Origin of the sequence: Aurantimonas sp. C2-5-R2 (assembly GCF_036549495.1) — a bacterium.
Classification (GTDB): Bacteria; Pseudomonadota; Alphaproteobacteria; order Rhizobiales; family Rhizobiaceae; genus Aurantimonas; species Aurantimonas coralicida_A.
Genome location: NZ_JAZHLJ010000003.1, coordinates 90,195 through 108,045, shown reverse-complemented (window position 1 = coordinate 108,045; position 17,851 = coordinate 90,195). Strand labels below are relative to the sequence as shown.

The 17,851-nt window shown below is 63.0% G+C and carries 17 protein-coding genes and 1 tRNA gene; 7 read left to right on the top strand and 11 right to left on the bottom strand.

Going from position 1 to position 17,851, the window contains the following annotated elements:
* Nucleotides 1-103: 103 nt before the first annotated feature.
* Nucleotides 104-1,201, top strand: a complete 1,098-nt coding sequence (locus VQ044_RS02520; protein WP_327623517.1) for a YeeE/YedE family protein — start codon at nt 104-106, stop codon at nt 1,199-1,201.
* A gap of 1 nt (nt 1,202) precedes the next feature.
* Here the strand turns inward: VQ044_RS02520 and VQ044_RS02515 are convergent, their stop codons facing one another.
* On the bottom strand, nt 1,203-2,114 hold the full coding sequence (locus VQ044_RS02515) for an MBL fold metallo-hydrolase (protein WP_327623516.1): 912 nt from the start codon (nt 2,112-2,114) through the stop codon (nt 1,203-1,205).
* A gap of 456 nt (nt 2,115-2,570) precedes the next feature.
* The gene (locus tag VQ044_RS02510; RefSeq protein WP_327623515.1) at nt 2,571-2,939 is read right to left on the bottom strand and encodes a flagellar export protein FliJ; all 369 of its coding nucleotides are present in this window, start codon (nt 2,937-2,939) and stop codon (nt 2,571-2,573) included.
* Nucleotides 2,940-3,307: 368 nt separating this feature from the next.
* Here VQ044_RS02510 and ctrA point away from each other — a divergent pair, with 368 nt between their 5' ends.
* Nucleotides 3,308-4,000 carry a response regulator transcription factor CtrA gene (ctrA, locus tag VQ044_RS02505; RefSeq protein WP_327623514.1) on the top strand — a complete coding sequence of 231 codons (693 nt, stop codon included), beginning with the start codon at nt 3,308-3,310 and terminating at the stop codon, nt 3,998-4,000.
* Nucleotides 4,001-4,095: 95 nt separating this feature from the next.
* On the opposite strand, the gene VQ044_RS02500 is transcribed toward ctrA, so the two are convergent.
* Together VQ044_RS02500 and chpT are read right to left on the bottom strand one after the other, a co-directional pair.
* The gene (locus tag VQ044_RS02500; protein ID WP_327645912.1) at nt 4,096-4,476 is read right to left on the bottom strand and encodes a response regulator; all 381 of its coding nucleotides are present in this window, start codon (nt 4,474-4,476) and stop codon (nt 4,096-4,098) included.
* A gap of 129 nt (nt 4,477-4,605) precedes the next feature.
* Nucleotides 4,606-5,232: a histidine phosphotransferase ChpT gene (gene chpT, locus VQ044_RS02495; protein WP_327623512.1), complete on the bottom strand. Its 627-nt coding sequence runs from the start codon at nt 5,230-5,232 to the stop codon at nt 4,606-4,608.
* Nucleotides 5,233-5,496: 264 nt separating this feature from the next.
* Here chpT and VQ044_RS02490 point away from each other — a divergent pair, with 264 nt between their 5' ends.
* Nucleotides 5,497-6,084 carry a DUF1134 domain-containing protein gene (locus tag VQ044_RS02490; RefSeq protein WP_327645911.1) on the top strand — a complete coding sequence of 196 codons (588 nt, stop codon included), beginning with the start codon at nt 5,497-5,499 and terminating at the stop codon, nt 6,082-6,084.
* Nucleotides 6,085-6,316: 232 nt separating this feature from the next.
* Nucleotides 6,317-7,468: a hypothetical protein gene (locus VQ044_RS02485; RefSeq protein ID WP_327645909.1), complete on the top strand. Its 1,152-nt coding sequence runs from the start codon at nt 6,317-6,319 to the stop codon at nt 7,466-7,468.
* A 31-nt stretch (nt 7,469-7,499) separates the two neighbouring features.
* Here VQ044_RS02485 and VQ044_RS02480 read toward each other — a convergent pair whose 3' ends face one another.
* From VQ044_RS02480 to VQ044_RS02460, 5 genes are all read right to left on the bottom strand, one after another.
* The gene (locus tag VQ044_RS02480; protein WP_327623509.1) at nt 7,500-8,312 is read right to left on the bottom strand and encodes a TrmH family RNA methyltransferase; all 813 of its coding nucleotides are present in this window, start codon (nt 8,310-8,312) and stop codon (nt 7,500-7,502) included.
* Between the two features lie 9 nt (nt 8,313-8,321).
* A complete protein-coding gene (gene fghA, locus VQ044_RS02475) occupies nt 8,322-9,158 on the bottom strand; it encodes an S-formylglutathione hydrolase (protein WP_327645907.1) in 837 nt (278 codons plus the stop codon).
* Nucleotides 9,159-9,161: 3 nt separating this feature from the next.
* Nucleotides 9,162-10,271 carry an S-(hydroxymethyl)glutathione dehydrogenase/class III alcohol dehydrogenase gene (locus VQ044_RS02470; protein WP_327645905.1) on the bottom strand — a complete coding sequence of 370 codons (1,110 nt, stop codon included), beginning with the start codon at nt 10,269-10,271 and terminating at the stop codon, nt 9,162-9,164.
* Between the two features lie 328 nt (nt 10,272-10,599).
* A tRNA-Glu gene (locus VQ044_RS02465) sits at nt 10,600-10,674 on the bottom strand.
* 75 nt (nt 10,675-10,749) lie between these two features.
* Nucleotides 10,750-11,127: a fimbrial protein gene (locus VQ044_RS02460; protein ID WP_327645904.1), complete on the bottom strand. Its 378-nt coding sequence runs from the start codon at nt 11,125-11,127 to the stop codon at nt 10,750-10,752.
* A gap of 47 nt (nt 11,128-11,174) precedes the next feature.
* Between VQ044_RS02460 and VQ044_RS02455 the strand changes: the two genes are divergently transcribed.
* Nucleotides 11,175-12,158: an RluA family pseudouridine synthase gene (locus VQ044_RS02455; RefSeq protein ID WP_327650744.1), complete on the top strand. Its 984-nt coding sequence runs from the start codon at nt 11,175-11,177 to the stop codon at nt 12,156-12,158.
* Between the two features lie 198 nt (nt 12,159-12,356).
* Nucleotides 12,357-13,268 carry an RNA polymerase sigma factor RpoH gene (gene rpoH / locus VQ044_RS02450; protein ID WP_327645901.1) on the top strand — a complete coding sequence of 304 codons (912 nt, stop codon included), beginning with the start codon at nt 12,357-12,359 and terminating at the stop codon, nt 13,266-13,268.
* Between the two features lie 173 nt (nt 13,269-13,441).
* Here rpoH and VQ044_RS02445 read toward each other — a convergent pair whose 3' ends face one another.
* Both VQ044_RS02445 and VQ044_RS02440 read right to left on the bottom strand, forming a co-directional pair.
* The gene (locus VQ044_RS02445) at nt 13,442-15,322 is read right to left on the bottom strand and encodes a hypothetical protein (protein WP_327645899.1); all 1,881 of its coding nucleotides are present in this window, start codon (nt 15,320-15,322) and stop codon (nt 13,442-13,444) included.
* Nucleotides 15,323-15,374: 52 nt separating this feature from the next.
* A complete protein-coding gene (locus VQ044_RS02440; protein ID WP_327623502.1) occupies nt 15,375-16,667 on the bottom strand; it encodes an adenylosuccinate synthase in 1,293 nt (430 codons plus the stop codon).
* A gap of 225 nt (nt 16,668-16,892) precedes the next feature.
* On the opposite strand from VQ044_RS02440, the gene VQ044_RS02435 reads away from it, so the two are divergent.
* Nucleotides 16,893-17,819, top strand: a complete 927-nt coding sequence (locus tag VQ044_RS02435; protein WP_327645898.1) for a DMT family transporter — start codon at nt 16,893-16,895, stop codon at nt 17,817-17,819.
* Nucleotides 17,820-17,851 lie beyond the last annotated feature (32 nt).

The window sequence follows — 17,851 nt, the reverse complement described above, 5'->3', positions numbered from 1 at the left end:
GGCTCGGGGATAAGGTTTGCGGATCAGACGCTTGCGTCTGGTCGATGCCACGCCTAGCCTTCGAGGGGGAAGCGCACCGAGATGCGCATTGGGAGGCACCAACATGCTCATGGAAAGCGGCCTCGCGCTGCCGCTGGCCGGCCTGATTGCCGGAACGGCGATGGGCTACGTCGCGCGACGCTATCATTTCTGCACGATGTCGGCGCTGGAACGGCGCTGGTATGCCGGCGACGACAACGGTTTAAGAGCCTGGGGGTTGGCGATCATGGTCGCCATCGTGCTGAGTCAGGCTCTCAGCCTTGCCGGTCTCTTCGAACCTCAGCAAAGCTTTTATCTTTCCCCCTCCTTCGGCTGGACCGGCGCGATCTTGGGCGGCGTCGCCTTTGGCTTCGGCATGGCGCTGGTCGGCACGTGCGGCTTCGGCGCCCTGGTAAGGCTTGGCGGAGGGTCGCTGCGCGGCCTCATCGTGGTCGTCATTCTGGGGCTCTCGGCCCTCGCGGCGCAGCGGGGCGTTGTCGCCATCGGCCGCGTCGCCCTCGTCGACTCCCAAGCTTACGATCTGTCCGCGCTGGGATCGCCCGACCAGTCGCTCGGCTCGTTCGTCAGCGCGATCGTCGGCCGTGACCTGTCGTTCACGGTCGCTGTCCTGGTAGTCACGCTACTGGGGTCATGGATTTTCAGGTCGTCGGCGTTTCGCCATGATCACGGCAAGATCATCGCCGGCGTGGGGATCGGCGCGGTCGTCGCATTCGGCTGGGCGGCGACCTCATGGATCGCGGCCCGGTCCTTTGATCCCGTTCAGATCGAAAGCGCGTCCTTCGTGGTGCCGCCGGGGGACCTCATCCTACAGATCATCGCCGTCACAGGTAGCCTGCCCGATTACGGTGTCGGCCTCGTTCTCGGCGTCGTCGTCGGCGCCGCGGCCGCCGCCGTGCAACGCCGCGACGTCCGCTGGGAAGCCTGCGACGACGCACGCGAACTGTCGCGTCACTTGGCGGGGGCTGCACTGATGGGAGTGGGCGGCGTGTTCTCGCTCGGCTGTACGATCGGACAGGGCATTTCGGCCGCCTCGCTTCTGTCGATTTCGGCGCCGATCGTGCTGATCTCGATCGCGATCGGAGCGCGGCTGGGCTTGGCCTATATCCTGGAAGGTTCGGTTCGTTACGCCTTCTTTCGCATCGAACGGGGTCCGGGGAAGTGAATCAGCCTGCAGGAACGAAGCGGTAGGCTGCACCCTCGACCTCCACACGCCCGATCCCGCCGTCGGGCAGGTGAAAGCCGACGAACCTGAGTTTCTCCGCCGCCAGCCGGTCGAGCAGCATGCGGCGCGTCAACGCCCCCTCCTCCCGGTCTTGATCCGCGCCCCAATGCCACTCCGGGCGAGCGAAGGAGACCGGGTCGTTGGAGATGGCATCACCGACGACCATCGCCGGCTCATCGAGGGCGTGAATCACGAAGGCCGTGTGGCCCGGCGTATGCCCGGGCGTCGCCATCGCCTCGATTCCGGGGATGATCTCCGCACCGGCCTGGAAGCGCTCGGTTCGCTCCTCGATCGCGTCAAAGCGGCTGCGAGCCCCGACGACGAAAACCTTGCGGTCGTCCGGCGCGGTCGACAGCGTTTCCTCCGAACGCCAGAAGTCCCATTCCGCTCCAGAGATGTGGAACGACGCTTGCGGGAAGACCACTTCGTCGAAATCATCAACGACGCCCCAGATGTGATCGGGATGGGCGTGGGTGAACACGACATCGGTGATCTCGCCGGGATCGATCTTCGCGGCCTCCAGGCTCTCGATCAGGCGGCCCGCCGAGGGCATGAAATTTGGGCCCGACCCGGCGTCGAAAAGGACCAGACGGTCCGGCAGACGGACGAGGGTCAGGTTGCAGGGCGGCAACAATTCACCGGACTGAATGAAGGTTGCTTCCTCCAGAGCCGCGAGGTCGGCCTGGGGGATATCGGGCAAAACGAAGTTAAGTGGCAGGACCAGATTGCCGTCGCTGACGGTCGTCAGCGTTCCGGCGTCGGTCGACGCCAATGCGTTTCCCACAATGGCAGGTGCCAGCCGCACGGCGAGCCCCGCGAGCAGGGCTCGATTGAATGCGCGACGGCTGATCATTGGCTCTGTTCCCACGGTTTAGGATGGCCAGAACGATGGCCGGTACCGTCATATATTCATAAGAATGAATTGATTTCAAAGCAGCGGCGGCCGTCGGCCCCATCCGGTTAGGTGGAACGAGCGCCACACGGCTCCCAAGAGCGTCAACCGGTCTTGCTACGTTTCAAATCCTGCCTGGGCCGGAGGTAACCCGTTCTGTCTGAGCAGGCTTGCGTTCCAGATGAGCGTCTCGACTGCCAGGTCGCGGGGGATGAGAAACAGCTGATGAAAAAAAGCAGGCTTGCGGGCCGAACTTTTCCGGCCGGGTCGTTCATGCGACCTACGCCCTCTCCGATACGATGACGGGACGGAAAACCGCCAAAGCGGGAACCGATGAGCCGTCCGAATCCGGAGCGGATTGACGACGATCAATCAATTTCTTGAAATTGGATCGAATCGATCCTGTACCCTCACGATCTAGCCGAAGGCCTCGCGCCGTTCGTCGAGCTCCTCGCGGCCCCCATCGCGCTGTTCCAGCTTTTCGGCGTGCAACAGTTCGGCCTCGGCCTCCTCCAGCGCCAGCCGGGCGGCGTTCGTCTGGACCTTCAGATCCTTGACCGAATTGGTCAAATTGTCGCGACGGGCTCGGGCCGCCTTGGCGAAGGTGGGATAGGCGAAGTGCTGGACGTCACTGATTCCAGCCTTTTTTTCCTCGTTGACGATCTGATTGTCGAGTTCAGCCGCCATCCGGGTGAACTCACCCATCATCAGCTCCAACTGCTCGAGTTGGCGACGCTTTTCCGAGAGTTTGAAACGCGCCAGTCGCACCAGGTTGTCACGCTTCATACTCAAATCCCTAGCTGGAGGCTCCGTCTGGCGGAACACTCTTGAACAACGCGCTTGACGGGTTTCGGGCAAGCCTCGGGGGCTATGCGTCTTAACTGTCTGTTTACGCGCACCGTTAATCATAGGGGTGAGGATTTAAGGTCGGGTAAACCGGATTGACCCATTTCGCCGAACCCCGATCGGGGAACGCACAATTTGGGTTCCACGGAAGCATCGTGCCTTGAGCCGTCCCGCAGATGCGTTGCGGTCAGATCCATGAAGGATCAAGAGTATTTGTTAACCATTGCCTGCCATTTTTTGGCCGAATTTAGACAACGAGAGCTTACCGAATATCCAAGTTCGGCGCGGCTGGCTGAGAGGAATTTCTGATGCGCGTTCTTTTGATCGAAGACGACAGCGCCGTGGCACAGAGCATCGAGCTCATGCTGAAATCGGAAAGCTTCAATGTTTACACCACCGATCTGGGTGAAGAAGGCGTCGACCTTGGGAAGCTCTACGATTACGACCTGATCCTGCTCGACCTCAATCTTCCCGACATGTCCGGCTACGAAGTGCTGCGCACCCTGCGCCTGTCCAAGGTGAAGACGCCGATCCTGATCCTGTCCGGCATGGCCGGCATTGAGGATAAGGTTCGCGGCCTCGGCTTCGGCGCTGACGACTATATGACCAAGCCGTTCCACAAGGACGAACTGGTCGCACGGATCCACGCGATCGTCCGGCGGTCGAAGGGACATGCCCAGTCGGTGATCAACACCGGCGATCTCACCGTCAATCTCGATGCCAAGACCGTGGAGGTCGGCGGCCAGCGCGTGCATCTGACCGGCAAGGAATATGCCATGCTGGAGCTTCTTTCGCTGCGCAAGGGCACCACCCTGACCAAGGAGATGTTCCTCAATCATCTCTATGGCGGCATGGACGAGCCAGAGCTGAAGATCATCGACGTCTTCATCTGCAAGCTGCGCAAGAAGCTCTCCACGGCCACCGAAGGCAAGAACTACATCGAGACGGTCTGGGGTCGCGGCTATGTGCTGCGGGAGCCGGAAGAGGCACGCGCGGCCTGAGCGCAACGAATTCCAGTCAAAGCCAGAAGGCCCGCCCCGAACTCCCGCGGCGGGCCATTATCGTTAGAACTTCAGCTTTAGAGCGCAAGCCGGCATCACGCCGCCGCTGACGACTCGAGATAGGGCTCTATCCAGGACCGAAGCGCTTCGCGTTCAAACGGCTTGTAGATAAAGTCCGTCGCCCCGGCACGCTTGAGACGGGTCATCAACCCCAGATTGGCATCGACGATCAAGGCAAGGATGACGAGGCTCGTGCCCTTCGCCATTCGGCGCATCTCGTCAACCAGTTCGGGGCCGGCGCTGTCACTGGGACACGCCGCGATGATGGCGATGTCCGGCAGCCCATTCTGCTTGATCCATTCCCGCGCTTCCGGGGCGTTGGGGACGCTTTCGACGGCGAGACCGAACTGTAGAAGGATGCGGGAAGCAATCTTCCGAATGACCGGCGCGTCGTCGACAATGAGACAGGTTTGCATAGCCTGACAACTCCGCTTGGTTCGCCCTGAACGATGTGTCGGGGTCGACCGTGGCGTAGTTGTAGCCCAGCGGGTTTGCGGTTCCGTTCAGAAACAAGGATAAAAATGCATGAAGCTGATCGTTCAGCTTTAGGATACCCGAAACACCACCGAGGCATCGTTCATTTCATGGACGACCGCCAGCCCCGCCTCCTTGGCCAGAAAGAGCGTGTAGTAGGGCTGTATCGCCTGGGCATCCACGGCCTCTTGGGCGGCATCGCCATTGAGCAGCGCGAGCAGGCGCGGCTGGATCCGAATCCGCTCTCCGGTCGCGCGGACACTGGCTCGGGGCGGATCGATCGCTTCGATCTCCACTCGAACCTCGCCGCCGCGACTGATCGAGGCGCTGGCCATAACCACGAGATTGAGGACGATCTTGGCGAAGTTCTTCACTGCGTAGCCGCCCTCGCCTTCCCAGACGAGATTGGCCTTTTCATGGTCCATATACCCCAACGCCGCCGTCTTGGCCTCGTTGAGATCGATGGTCGCCGTCGGTGAACCCGCAGACCCGAAGGCGATGCGCGCGAACTGCAGCTTGGCCACCGCCGATTTGAGCGAGTGCCGAACCAGCTCCATCGACTCCCGGTCGCCGGGCATATCGTCCAGCAATTCCAATCCGCTCTGGATCCCGAAGACCGGCGAGATGATATCGTGACAAAGCTTGCTGGACAGAAGTGCGGCGAGATCAGCCGCGGAGAGTTCTGGAAGGGTCGTCATAAAAGGTCCGTTTCGATCGAGACAGGGGGACGCGATCACGGCGAATCACCCGTCCCATTTCGATACGAAGCATGATTCCAACCGAGACTCCCGTCAACCGATGGCGGTGGGCCAATCGGCGAAGAGAAATGTGTTCGTGACGCTTCGGCGTTAGGCAATTGAAAAGCATGTTTTGTTCAAATGCCGGGGAAGTCGCCCGCGATGGGCGCCATGCGGGCCTGGCGCACGTCGCCGGCACACCCGCTTTCTCGAAAGGAGCCGGTCATGAACGGTATTATCCGGACGGTCCGCAATCTCATTTTCGCCACAGCCGCGATGCTGGCCTCGGGCCTCGTGGCGGCCGCCCCGGCCATGGCCCAAGCCAGTCCGGCCGGCTACAACATGGACGAGGTCATCCAGACCGGGCATCAATTCTTCGGCACGACGTCGGGAAGCCTGGCCCAGGTCGTCGAGCGGGCGTTCCAGAGTTACGGGCTGCCAAACGGCTATATCCTCGGCGAGGAAGCGGCGGGCGCCTTCTTCGGCGGGCTGCGGTTTGGTGAGGGCACGCTTTTCACCAAGAACGCCGGCCAGCACCGCATTTTCTGGCAAGGCCCCTCGCTCGGCTTCGACGTCGGCGGTGACGGGGCGCGCACGATGATGCTCGTCTACGACCTGCCCTCGGTCGAGGCGGTGTACGGCCGTTTCGGCGGAGTGTCCGGCAGCGCCTATCTGATCGGCGGACTCGGCATGACGGTACTGACACGCGACAATATCGTGCTGGTGCCGGTCAAGACCGGTGTCGGCGCGCGGCTTGGAGTCAATCTCGGTTATCTGAAGCTAACGCCGATGCCGACCTGGAACCCATTCTGACCGATGCGCAGAACATCGGACCAAAAAGTGGAATCCGGTTCTTGGATCATTCCGATGTTCAATCAAAGTGTTAGAGCGCCCTTTGTGCGTCCGGAAAGGCACACGGCGCTCTAAAGGCGTTGCCTGAAGAGCATACCGGCGCGGCAAACTCCGTCGAAAAAATCCCCGGAGGCGGCACCAATGGCGACTTCTGCGTTATAGGTTCTTTCGGCAGTACCACGCGAAGGATCCCATGATCGCCACCGGCCTGACATTTCTCCTCGGCTTTTTCGCCGCGATGCTGCTCGCGCTTCTCGTTGCGCCGGTGATCTGGCGTCGCGCCAAGCGGCTCGCCCGGCGCGAGTTCGAGGCAACGATCCCGTCCAGCGTGAACGAAATTCGCGCCAGCTTCGATCATGTTCGAGCCGAGGCCGCGCTACAGTCCCGGCAACGGGAGATGGATGCGCTGGCGATGCGCGACAAGGCCGCGCTGGAGCGAGCGGACGCAGGACGTGTGGCCCGCGAGAATGCGGAGTTGCGTGCGCACAGTCGCGGTCTGGCCGAGACCGTGGCCCAGCAGGAGAGCGACCTCAAGGAGCTTGCGGCAGCGCTGGCATCGCGTGAGGAAGAGTATGGTCGCCTCGAAAGTCAATTGCGTGAGACGCAATTGGATCTCGAACGCAGCACGGACGAAATGGACGATCTCGCAGCGCGCTTTCGCGAACTCACCCAGATCGCGGAAGAGAGGAAGATCGACACCCTTACCCTCGACAGCAAGCTGGAGCGCGTATCCGACGATTTGCGTTCGGCCGAACGGCGAGAAGGCGAGAAGGCGAGTGCCATCGAGCGGCTACGCGGCGAGTTGAATACGCTCGAGGGTCATCTTCAAAGGGAAAAGGTCGCCTCACGCAAACTGGAAGAGAAAGTGGTTCGGCTCACGGCCCGTCTGGCCGATCAAGAGGAACAGGTCTCTGCCCACGGGCCGCGCCCAACCGGTCTGCTTCCTGACGAGAACATGATCGAGCAGGACGTCCCGGACGTGCCGATGGACGGCCGAGAGCCCTCAATGACCGACGAACCCGAAACCCGCAAGGCAGCGCTCCCCCCGTCCAAGCCGACAATCGGCCAAAGCGTCCGAGATGCGCTCGATCTACCCGAGCATCCGCTCGGCGAGGAGCATCTCGAAGAGGCGGATCTGCGCCAGCGTATCAGTGACATCGCGGCGCGGGTCGTTCATTTGACCGCCAAGGCCGAGGGAACCGGTTCCCCGATCGACACGATTCTCGAAGAGGCCGAGAAAGCGCCATCTTCTTCCAGCGACCCCGAAACAAAACAGGTCACCCTCGCCGACCGGGTCCGCCGTCTCCGCGACAAGGAAACCGCCGGCGGCCGGGCGACCGGATAGATGGCAAATGCGCCGGCCTCCGCTCGGCGTTCTATCGTCCTCGATTCGTATAGAGGTTGGACAGCACGATCGCGGCAGCGGTGGCCACGTTGAGGCTATCGACGTCGGGCTCCATTTCGATGCGGACCGTTTCCATCCTCTGCATCAGCTCCGGCGATAGGCCCCTTCCCTCGGCTCCGAGGAAAAGCGCCATCGGACCATCGGAACCGAGCTCGCGAAGCGCGATCCCGCCGGCCGGCGAAAGCGCAATCGTCCGATACTCCGCGTTACGACATAGACTCGTGAGGTCCGTGCCGGCGCCCACCCGCGACCACGGCATCGTCAACACGGTCCCGACCGAAACCCTGAGCGCCTTGCGGTAGAGCGGGTCGCAGGACGTCGCATCGAGCAGGACCGCGCCCGCGCCGAAGGCTGCGGAGTTGCGAAAGATCGCACCTATATTGTCGTGATTGGCGATACCGACCGCCACCACGAGCGGACGGCTATGCGCCGCCGCGGAGGCGACCAACTCGGTCGGCGTTCGCCTGACACCTTCTTCCTTGCCATGGGCGAGGACACCGCGATGCATCGCGAAGCCGGCGATCTGGTCAAGAACCTCTCGCTCCGCGACGTAAACCGGTACCCCCGGCGGCAGGCGTGACAAAAGCTCGCTCAGACCGGCCAGGCGGTTGCGCAGGACAAGCAGCGCGGTCGGCCGGAATTGCCGCGACTCCAGAAGCTGATCGAGAACGACTGTGCCCTCTGCGATGAACCCGCCCCGGCCGGTCAGATCCCGATCGCGAATGTCGCGAAACACCTCGATGCGCGGATCCGCCGGATCACCGATCGCGATCGTTTCCGGCACCGGACTGCCTCACCCCATCCTGGCGGCGTGCCAGCGCAGATGGTCTTCCATGAAGGTCGAGATGAAATTGTAGCTGTGATCGTAGCCGGGCTGCCGCCGCAGCGTCAGCCCGATTCCGGCCTTGGCGCAGGCTGCTTCCAGCAGCTCCGGCCTGAGCTGCTCGGTGAGGAAATTGTCGGCCATGCCCTGATCGACGAACAGTTCGTCGACCCGCGCGCCATCCTCGATCAGCGCGACGGCATCGTGCTTGCGCCAGACCGCGCGATCGTCGCCGAGATACATCGCCAGCGCCTTGTGCCCCCACGCGACTTGGCTCGGCGCCCCGATCGGCGCGAAAGCCGAGACGGCCTTGTAGCGACCCGGATGAGTGAGGCCGATAGTCAGCGCGCCGTGGCCGCCCATAGAGTGGCCCATGATCGACTGCCGCGCCGGATCGGCGGGAAATTCGGCGGCGATCAGACCCGGCAGTTCCTCCGTCACATAGCTCCACATGCGATAGTTCTTGGCGAAGGGCTCGTGCGTCGCATCGACGTAGAAGCCGGCTCCGAGGCCGGCGTCGTAGGCCGCGTCCGGATCGTCCGGCACGCCCTCGCCGCGCGGGCTCGTGTCCGGCGCGACGAAGATCAGGCCGAGTTCCGCGCAGGCGCGGCGGTACTCACCCTTTTCCATCACATTGGCATGGGTGCAGGTGAGGCCGGACAGATACCAGACCACCGGCAGCTTCGCTCCGGCCGCGTGCTCCGGCACGAAGATCGCGAAAGTCATGTCGGTGCCGGTCGCCTTGGACGCATGACGATAGACGCCTTGGACACCGCCATGGGCCTTGTTGGTCGAAATCGTTTCCATGGCTCAGAACACCACGACCGAGCGGATCGATTTGCCCTCGTGCATCAGGTCGAAGCCCTTGTTGATCTCTTCGAGGGTCAGCGTGTGGGTAATCATCGGGTCGATCTCGATCTTGCCATTCATGTACCAGTCGACGATCTTCGGCGTGTCGGTGCGACCCCGCGCGCCGCCGAAGGCCGAACCCTTCCAGACCCGGCCGGTGACCAGCTGGAAAGGCCGGGTCGAGATTTCCTTGCCGGCTTCCGCGACGCCGATCACCACCGAGACGCCCCAGCCGCGATGACACGCTTCCAGCGCCTGGCGCATGACCATCGTATTGCCCGTGCAGTCGAAGGTGTAGTCGGCGCCACCGTCGGTGAGCTCGACGAGATGCTGGACGACGTCGCCCTCGATCTCCTTGGGATTGACGAAATGGGTCATGCCGAAGCGTTCGCCCCATTCCTTCTTGTCGTTGTTGAGGTCGACACCGATGATCTTGTCGGCACCGACGAGGCGGGCGCCCTGGATGACGTTGAGCCCGATGCCGCCGAGGCCGAAGACGACGACGTTGGCGCCCGGCTCCACCTTGGCCGTGTTCACCACCGCGCCAACGCCCGTCGTCACGCCGCAGCCGCAATAGCAGGCTGTCTTGAACGGCGCGTCCACGCGGATCTTGGCGACGGCGATTTCCGGCAGAACGGTGAAGTTCGAGAAGGTCGAGCAACCCATATAATGATGGATCGGCTGGCCCTTGTAGCTGAAGCGCGTCGTGCCGTCGGGCATGACGCCCTTGCCCTGGGTCGCGCGGATCGCAGTGCAAAGGTTGGTCTTGCCCGACAGGCAGGACTTACACTGGCGGCATTCCGGCGTGTAGAGCGGGATGACGTGGTCGCCCGGCTTCACATAGGTCACGCCGGCGCCGACTTCGCGCACCACGCCCGCGCCCTCGTGGCCGAGAACGGACGGAAACAGGCCCTCGCTGTCCAGCCCATCCAGCGTGTAGGCATCGGTGTGGCAGATGCCGGTCGCCATGATCTCGACAAGGACTTCACCGGCCTTCGGGCCTTCGAGATCCAGTTCGACGATTTCCAGCGGCTTTTTGGCTTCGAATGCAACGGCGGCTCTGGTCTTCATATGCGAATCTCCAAACGGTCGGTGCCGCGTCTCTGCTAGACGTTTCGCGCCGCGATGCAAATCCGGCGGAGCCAAAAATCTCGGTTCCGCCCGTCGCCATCGCGAGCCGTGGGCACGCTGTCTTGCCCTCATCTGCCCGTAGCCCCAGGGAGGAAAGCGAGGTGATTGCCGCACAGGGCGCAACACGCCGCGGCGGTCTGCGACACCGCCTCGCTAGCGACAGCATCGTCCTAGGACAGTCGGACTTTTGTGAGCGCCCGTTACTCATCGTCGAACGCACGCCGGTGAGACACGCAATCAAAGAATTTCTAATTGACGGGGAGGCAAATGGTACGCCCAAGGGGAATCGAACCCCTGTTTGCGCCGTGAGAGGGCGCCGTCCTAACCGCTAGACGATGGGCGCTTATCGCAGGGCACGATATAACGGCAGCCAGTTGCCGACGCAAGAGGCTTTTGCCGCTTTCGTCGATGCCAACTGTCAGCCGTCGGAAAGGGCGTAGGTGGCGAGAATGCTGCCGTCGGAAAGCGACACGAGCAGCAGTCGCATCCCCGTTGCCGTTCGAATCCGCAGCAGTGCCCGGTCCCCATCAAGCGACGTCTCGACGATTTCGGCTCCGGCCGGGATCGCGATGGCCAGTTCCGCGCCCGGTTGGGGGCGCGCGCCGCCCGAACCACTGGAGACCTTGTAGACAACGGCGGACAGCACGGCCATAACCGCGATCAACATGATCCCGATCGAAACCGCCAAAAGCCGCACCAATTTGCGCCGAACCCGTTCGGTCGCCGGGTCGAGCGGCTTTTCGATCTCACTGTCGTCGCTATGGGTCATGGCCGGTCCGGCGGGCTCCGTTCTCATCGGTGCCCGCTCCTACAGGCGATAAGGCTATGGATACAAGACGTTTCATGGTCGATACCGCCGGAGCCGGCGAGCGGCTCGACAGCTTTCTTGCCGCGGCCAGCGACGGGACACTCTCGCGTAGCCGGGCCAAGACCTTGATTTCTGAGGGGCGCGTTTCGATCAACGGCGAGAATGTCCTCCTCGCCAAGCGCAAGCTCAGCGCTGGCGAGGCAGTCGATGTCGACATGCCGCCCCCCACCGACGCCGCCCCCGAGGCGGAGGCCATTCCGCTTTGCGTCGTGCATGAGGATGCGGACCTCATCGTCATCGACAAGCCGGCGGGTCTCGTCGTCCATCCGGGCCCCGGCAATTGGACCGGAACCCTCGTCAACGCACTGCTCCACCATTGCGGCGACAGCCTCTCCGGCATCGGCGGCGTGCGCCGGCCCGGAATTGTCCACCGCCTCGACAAGGAGACCAGCGGCCTCTTGGTCGTTGCCAAGTCCGATACGGCCCATCGGGGTCTTTCGGAGCAGTTCGCCGCGCATGGCCGCGACGGCCGCCTGTCACGCGCCTATCTCGCAATCGTCTGGGGCACGCTTGCCAGACCCCGCGGCACCGTCGACGCGGCCCTCGGCCGCTCGGCCAGCGACCGCGTCAAACGGGCCGTGGTGCCGGAGGGGCGCAGCGACGCCCGCCATGCGATCACCCGCTACACCTTGCGTGCCGCCTCGCCGCTCGACGGCGGCCTGGCCTCCCTGGTCGAATGCGTGTTGGAGACCGGACGCACGCATCAGATCCGGGTTCATATGGCCCATATCGGTCAACCGCTGGTGGGCGACGATGTCTACGGCGCGGGATTTCGCACCAAATCAGAGCGCCTCGACCCGGATGCCAAACGTGTCGTCCAAGGCTTTCGCCGCCAGGCGTTGCATGCCCACCGTTTGGGATTCGTCCATCCGGTCTCGGGCGCCCCCCTGTCCTTCCAGTCGCCCTTGCCGGAGGACATGGTGGAACTCTGCGCTGCTTTCGGCATTGCACAGCAGTGAGAAGTGGGTTCAAGATTCGGTCGCGCTTCCCCTGAACGCATTGTTCAAAGGCTCGTTCACGCCGCGTGACACGCGATTGTGCCGTGAATTCGGCGCATCAAAACCTATATAATGAAGGTCTGTGCGAACGGGGTCTTTGCGGTTCGCGATCCGGCCGGCTTCTGTCGAAGCGGCCGATTCAACGATGGAGGGCAATGAATGGCCCAGTCTAATCTTCCCAGCATCGCCTCGGGCGAAGCCGGCCTCAGCCGCTATTTGGAAGAGATCCGCCGGTTCCCGATGCTGGAGCCTCAGGAAGAATATATGCTGGCCAAGCGCTATGCTGAACACGACGACCGTGACGCGGCGCACCGGCTGGTGACCAGCCATCTGCGGCTCGTCGCAAAGATCGCGATGGGCTATCGCGGTTACGGGTTGCCCATCGGCGAAGTCGTTTCCGAAGGCAATGTCGGCCTGATGCAGGCGGTCAAACGTTTCGATCCGGAGCGGGGTTTCCGCCTGGCGACCTACGCCATGTGGTGGATCAAGGCTTCGATCCAGGAATACATCTTGCGCTCGTGGAGCCTCGTGAAGATGGGCACGACCGCGAATCAAAAGCGTCTGTTCTTCAACCTTCGCAAGATGAAGAGCCGCATCCAGGCCCTTGAAGAGGGTGATCTGCGGCCGGATCAGGTCGACCAGATCGCCACGCAGCTCGGCGTTTCAGCCGAGGAAGTCGTCTCGATGAACCGCCGCCTCTCCGGCGATGCCTCGCTAAACGCGCCGTTGCGGGCCACCGAGGGCGAGTCCGGCGAATGGCAGGATTGGCTCGTCGACGACAGCGAATCGCAAGAGGATTCGCTCGCGCGCGAGGATGAGCTCGATCAGCGTCGCGGCATGTTGAACAATGCGATGGATGTCCTCAACGATCGGGAACGGCGCATCTTCCAGGCGCGTCGTCTCTCCGAAGACCCGCTAACACTCGAGACGCTCTCCGGCGAGTTCGACATCAGCCGTGAGCGCGTGCGCCAGATCGAGGTCCGGGCCTTCGAAAAGGTGCAAAAGGCCGTTCGGGACACTGCCGAGGCGGCGCATCGAGCACTGCGGTCGGTTGACCAGGCCAGCGCCTGACCGACACGACAGCCGACTGAAAAAGCAAAGGACCGGTTCGCTCCATGGCGCACCGGTCCTTTTTTTGTTCAGATCATCGACCGCGATTGCGCGGCACGGGCGGCGACCGATGCGCGATCACATCTCCAGATCGAGCGAGACGGGCGACCTCGCCAAAGAGCTTGGAAAGATCGTCAGGTTTTTGCGTTCCAGGCGTCCAGAGCTTCCTTGAAAACGCGATCACCCGGAATCCCCTTCTCGATCGACATCAACGCCCGCCGCCCAGTCTCGTAAGCGATCGGAATATCGATCCATTGTTCGCTTTTCAGCAGCGAAAGATTGCTCTGCATCGCCTGTTCGAGATTGTTCAGGGCGATGATGAAGAAGCCGTCGGAGATCTTGCCCGCGACTCCGATCAGCGGCTCGCCCCGCGCCTGCTCAGTCGCTTTCAGTGCCAGACGCTGCACGTTGGCGACGCCGCCGCCGCTGAAATTCGCCGGTGTGGTGAAGAGAAGCTCGATGACGTGGCTTGCCGGCAGCGTCGGATCGGCGTTCCGGCGAATGGTCATCGTCATCTTGAGATTTTCATCCGGAACCTCGGCGACGGCGCGGATCGCCGGTTCCGGAGGCTGCCCCTCGCTCGGCGATTCGTTGACCACCGACCAGACGACATTGCCGCCTTCCTGCGTGCCGGACGTCGTTTCCGTCCGCTCTTGGTAAAACACCGCCTTTTGCGCCACGGCGGGCGTGTTGCCGGTGGCCGGTTCGACAGCCGCAACTTCGGGGCTTGCGGCTTCTTCACCGGCAACCGGCGTCTGCGCCTCCGCGGGTGCGGCGCCGACCACAGCGGGGTCCTCCCCGATTTCGCTGCTGATGGTCGGCGATGCGGAGGATTCCGCCGGTACCGGCGATGCCGGGGCGATATCCGTTCCCTCGTCGAACGCGTTGGGCTCGCCCCCCGCCGGTCCCTCGTCCACTTCGGTCCCATCGGGAAGCAGCCGTTGGGTGAATTGCCGGGCCGATTGGCCCCGCGGCGCCTCGGCGCCAGCCACGTCACTTATGCCGGTCTCTCCCGGTCCGCTCGCATCGGGGCTTTGCGAAACCGACTCGCCCGTGGCCGCTGCCGTTCCGCCGTTCGCGGCCGCCGGCTCTTTGTCTGTCGTAGTGGCGATATTGTCGAGATCCGATGGAGCGACCAGCAGTGCCTCGATCTGGTCGCGATAGGTCCATCCAACGGCTCCGAGACCACCCAAGAGGACGATAACGAGAGTTGCGGCGATCAGCGAACGCCCTTTGCCCGATCCTTTCCGCTTCCCGCGCGGCGAATAGCGCGGGCCTGAAACATCAGCCTCCGGGATGTCGTCGTCTGTGCGGATGCCCGCGGGAATTCTTTCGTCGTCATAGAATGCATCGTCATGGGTTCCGTCGGCCTCGCGGCGCGCCGCCCCGGATGCGGTGGGAACGATGAACGGGGAACCGACGGGGGATGGCCCGGCCGCCGCCTCAGGTTCCTCCGTCGCGATCGGGAAAAACGGCGGCGGCTCATGACGCGGCGTCGCTGCGGATTTCTTCAGTCCCGGGAAGACCGAATCGACGATTCCACTCCCGCTCCGCTCCGTCGCCCGGTCGCCTGAATTGGCCCGCGAATCGGGTGTCCCACCGCCCTGTTCCGGGGAGTGGCCGGGCAGCGAAGGAGCCTTCGGCAAGACGGCTTTCGGCACTGGCGGAGCGGGAGTTTCGCTCGCGCCCACCCAGGCCTCCGGCGCTGGTGTATCCGAACGGCCCCCGCCGGGTCTGCCTCGTGCTTCCGACGTATCGGCCGCCAGGAGCGCCGCCAGATCGTCGTCCGGCTCGCCATCCGTTGGGCTGGTATAATGCTGTTCGGTGCGCGCGATCGCGTCCTCAAGCGCGGCGAGCCGAGTGGCGACGACGGTCTCGGCCAACGGTGGATTCGCCCCGTCGATCTGCCTTTGAATTGCCGCGCGGGCCTTATCATAGACCTTAGCGCGCATCTGCGGCGTAGCGCGCGGCAGGCCGTCGATGGTTTTACGAAGTACGCCGCTCAAGTCCGCCATGGATCGCAGTCACTCACTTGTCTTGATTTTCTGGTGTCCCGGCGTCCCGACTCTAATCCTGAAACGGATCGCGAACAAGTATTGTGTCGTCCCGCTCGGGCGAGGTCGACAGAAGCGTCACCGGCGCCTGCACCAATTCTTCTATGTGTCTGACATATTTGACGGCTTGGGCCGGAAGATCGTTCCAGCGCCGCGCGCCAGCGGTCGTATCTTTCCAGCCTTCCAAAGTCTCGAAGATGGGCTTGACCCGCTGTTGCTCTGAAAGACTGGCAGGAAGATAGTCGATTTGCTTGCCATCCAGATTGTAACCGACGACGATCTTGATCTCCTCAAGACCATCTAACACATCTAATTTGGTCAATGCGAGCCCGTCGATGCCGTTGAGGGCGACCGCTTGACGCACGAGAACCGCGTCGAACCAGCCGCAACGGCGCTTGCGGCCGGTGACGGTGCCGAACTCGCGGCCCTTCTCACCAAGAAAACGGCCAATCTCGTTATCCTGCTCGCTGGGGAACGGCCCTTCCCCCACCCGCGTCGTGTAGGCCTTGGTGATGCCGAGGACGAAGCCGATACTGCCGGGCCCAAGGCCCGAACCGGCCGACGCCTGCCCGGCAACCGTGTTGGAGGAGGTCACGAAGGGGTAGGTGCCATGGTCGATGTCGAGCAACGTTCCTTGGGCACCCTCGAACAGGATACGATCGCCGGCCTTGCGCCGCTCGTCGAGAAGCCGCCAGACGCGGTCGATAAAAGGCGTGATTTCATCGGCGATAGAGGTCAGTTCGTCGAGGATCGTCGCCGGGTCGATCTCATTCTGCCCAAGACCGCGCCGCAAGGCATTGTGGTGGGCGAGCAGGCGATCGATCCGGTCCGGCAGGCTGTCGGGATGCGCCAGATCCATGACCCGTAGCGCACGCCGGCCGACCTTGTCCTCGTAGGCCGGGCCGATGCCGCGCCCGGTCGTGCCGATCTTGGTGCCGACACTGGCATTTTCCCGCGTCGCGTCGAGTTCGCGATGCAGCGAGAGAATCAGCGCCGCGTTGTCGGCAATACGCAGCGACTGGGGATCGATCGAAACACCCTGCGCCTCGAGACGCTTTTTCTCCGCGACGAAAGCATGGGGATCGAAAACGACGCCATTGCCGATCACCGACAACTTGCCCTTGCGAACAACACCCGACGGCAGCAGCGAGAGCTTGTAGGACGTCCCGTCGACGACGAGCGTATGGCCGGCATTGTGCCCGCCCTGAAACCGCACGACCACGTCCGCCCGTTCCGACAGCCAGTCGACAATCTTCCCCTTACCCTCGTCTCCCCATTGCGATCCGACGACGACGACGTTGGCCATTAACAGTCCTCTTGCAATTTTCGCCCGCCCGCCTGGTGCGAGGCGCGCGGACTATAGTCAAGCACCCCGCCGGAAGCGAGGGCGTGAAGCGACCGAACTCGCGGAAAATGCCCGGCCGGGCGGCTTCGTTCGCTCAGCAAGCGCAAAGCCCCAATTTCATCAGGCATGCTTATTTGACCGCAAGCCCCCTATGCGACCCGGCCCCGTCCACGTAAACGCAAAGCCATGACATCTCGCTTCCGGCATCCTTACCTTATCCTGGCGACGGTGGCCCTGTTGTGGGGCGGCAATGCGATCGCGGGCAAGCTCGCCGTCGGGCACGTCTCGCCGATGCTGCTCACCTTGCTACGCTGGACTTTCGCGTGCCTGTTCATGGCGCCCTTCGCGCTCCGCGACGTGCGCCGGGAGTGGCCCGTGATCCGGCGCAACCTGCCGTTTCTCTTCGCGCTCGGCGCGCTCGGTTTCGCCACCTTCAACGCGATCTTCTATCTGGCGTTGAACTACACCACGGCGATCAACGTGACGATCGAGCAATCGGCGATGCCGTTGATCGTGTTGATGGCGAACTTCCTGCTCTTCCGCATGCCCGTTTCGTCCTTCCAAATCGTCGGCTTCTCCCTGACCTTGGTCGGCGTCGTACTGACCGCCTCGCATGGCGAACCGTCGGCGCTTCTGGCCCTCGACCTCAATCGCGGCGACGCCTTGATGATGATCGCCGTGCTGCTTTACGGCGGTTACACGGTGGCCCTGCGGTTCAAGCCGGTGCTGAACTGGCGTTCGACGATCTTCATGCTCGCCGCCTCCGCCTTGGTCGTCTCGGTGCCCTTCGCGGCGGCGGAGTGGGCCATGGGCGATACGCGCCTGCCCGACGGCCAAGGCCTCTCCGCCGCGCTCTACACGGCGATCTTTCCCTCGCTCATCGCCCAGTCGCTCTACATCCGCGGCGTCGAGATGATCGGACCGAACCGCGCCAATCTGTTCATTAATCTGGTGCCGATCTTCGGCGCGATCCTCGCCGTATTGGTCATCGGCGAGACACTTCGCACCTACCACATCATCGCGCTCGCCTTCGTTCTCGGCGGCATCATGCTGGCCGAACGCGGGGCTGCCAGACGGCATCGAACGCCGGAAACAAAAACGGCGCCCCGATAATCACGGGACGCCGTCTCGATCAGGATGATCTG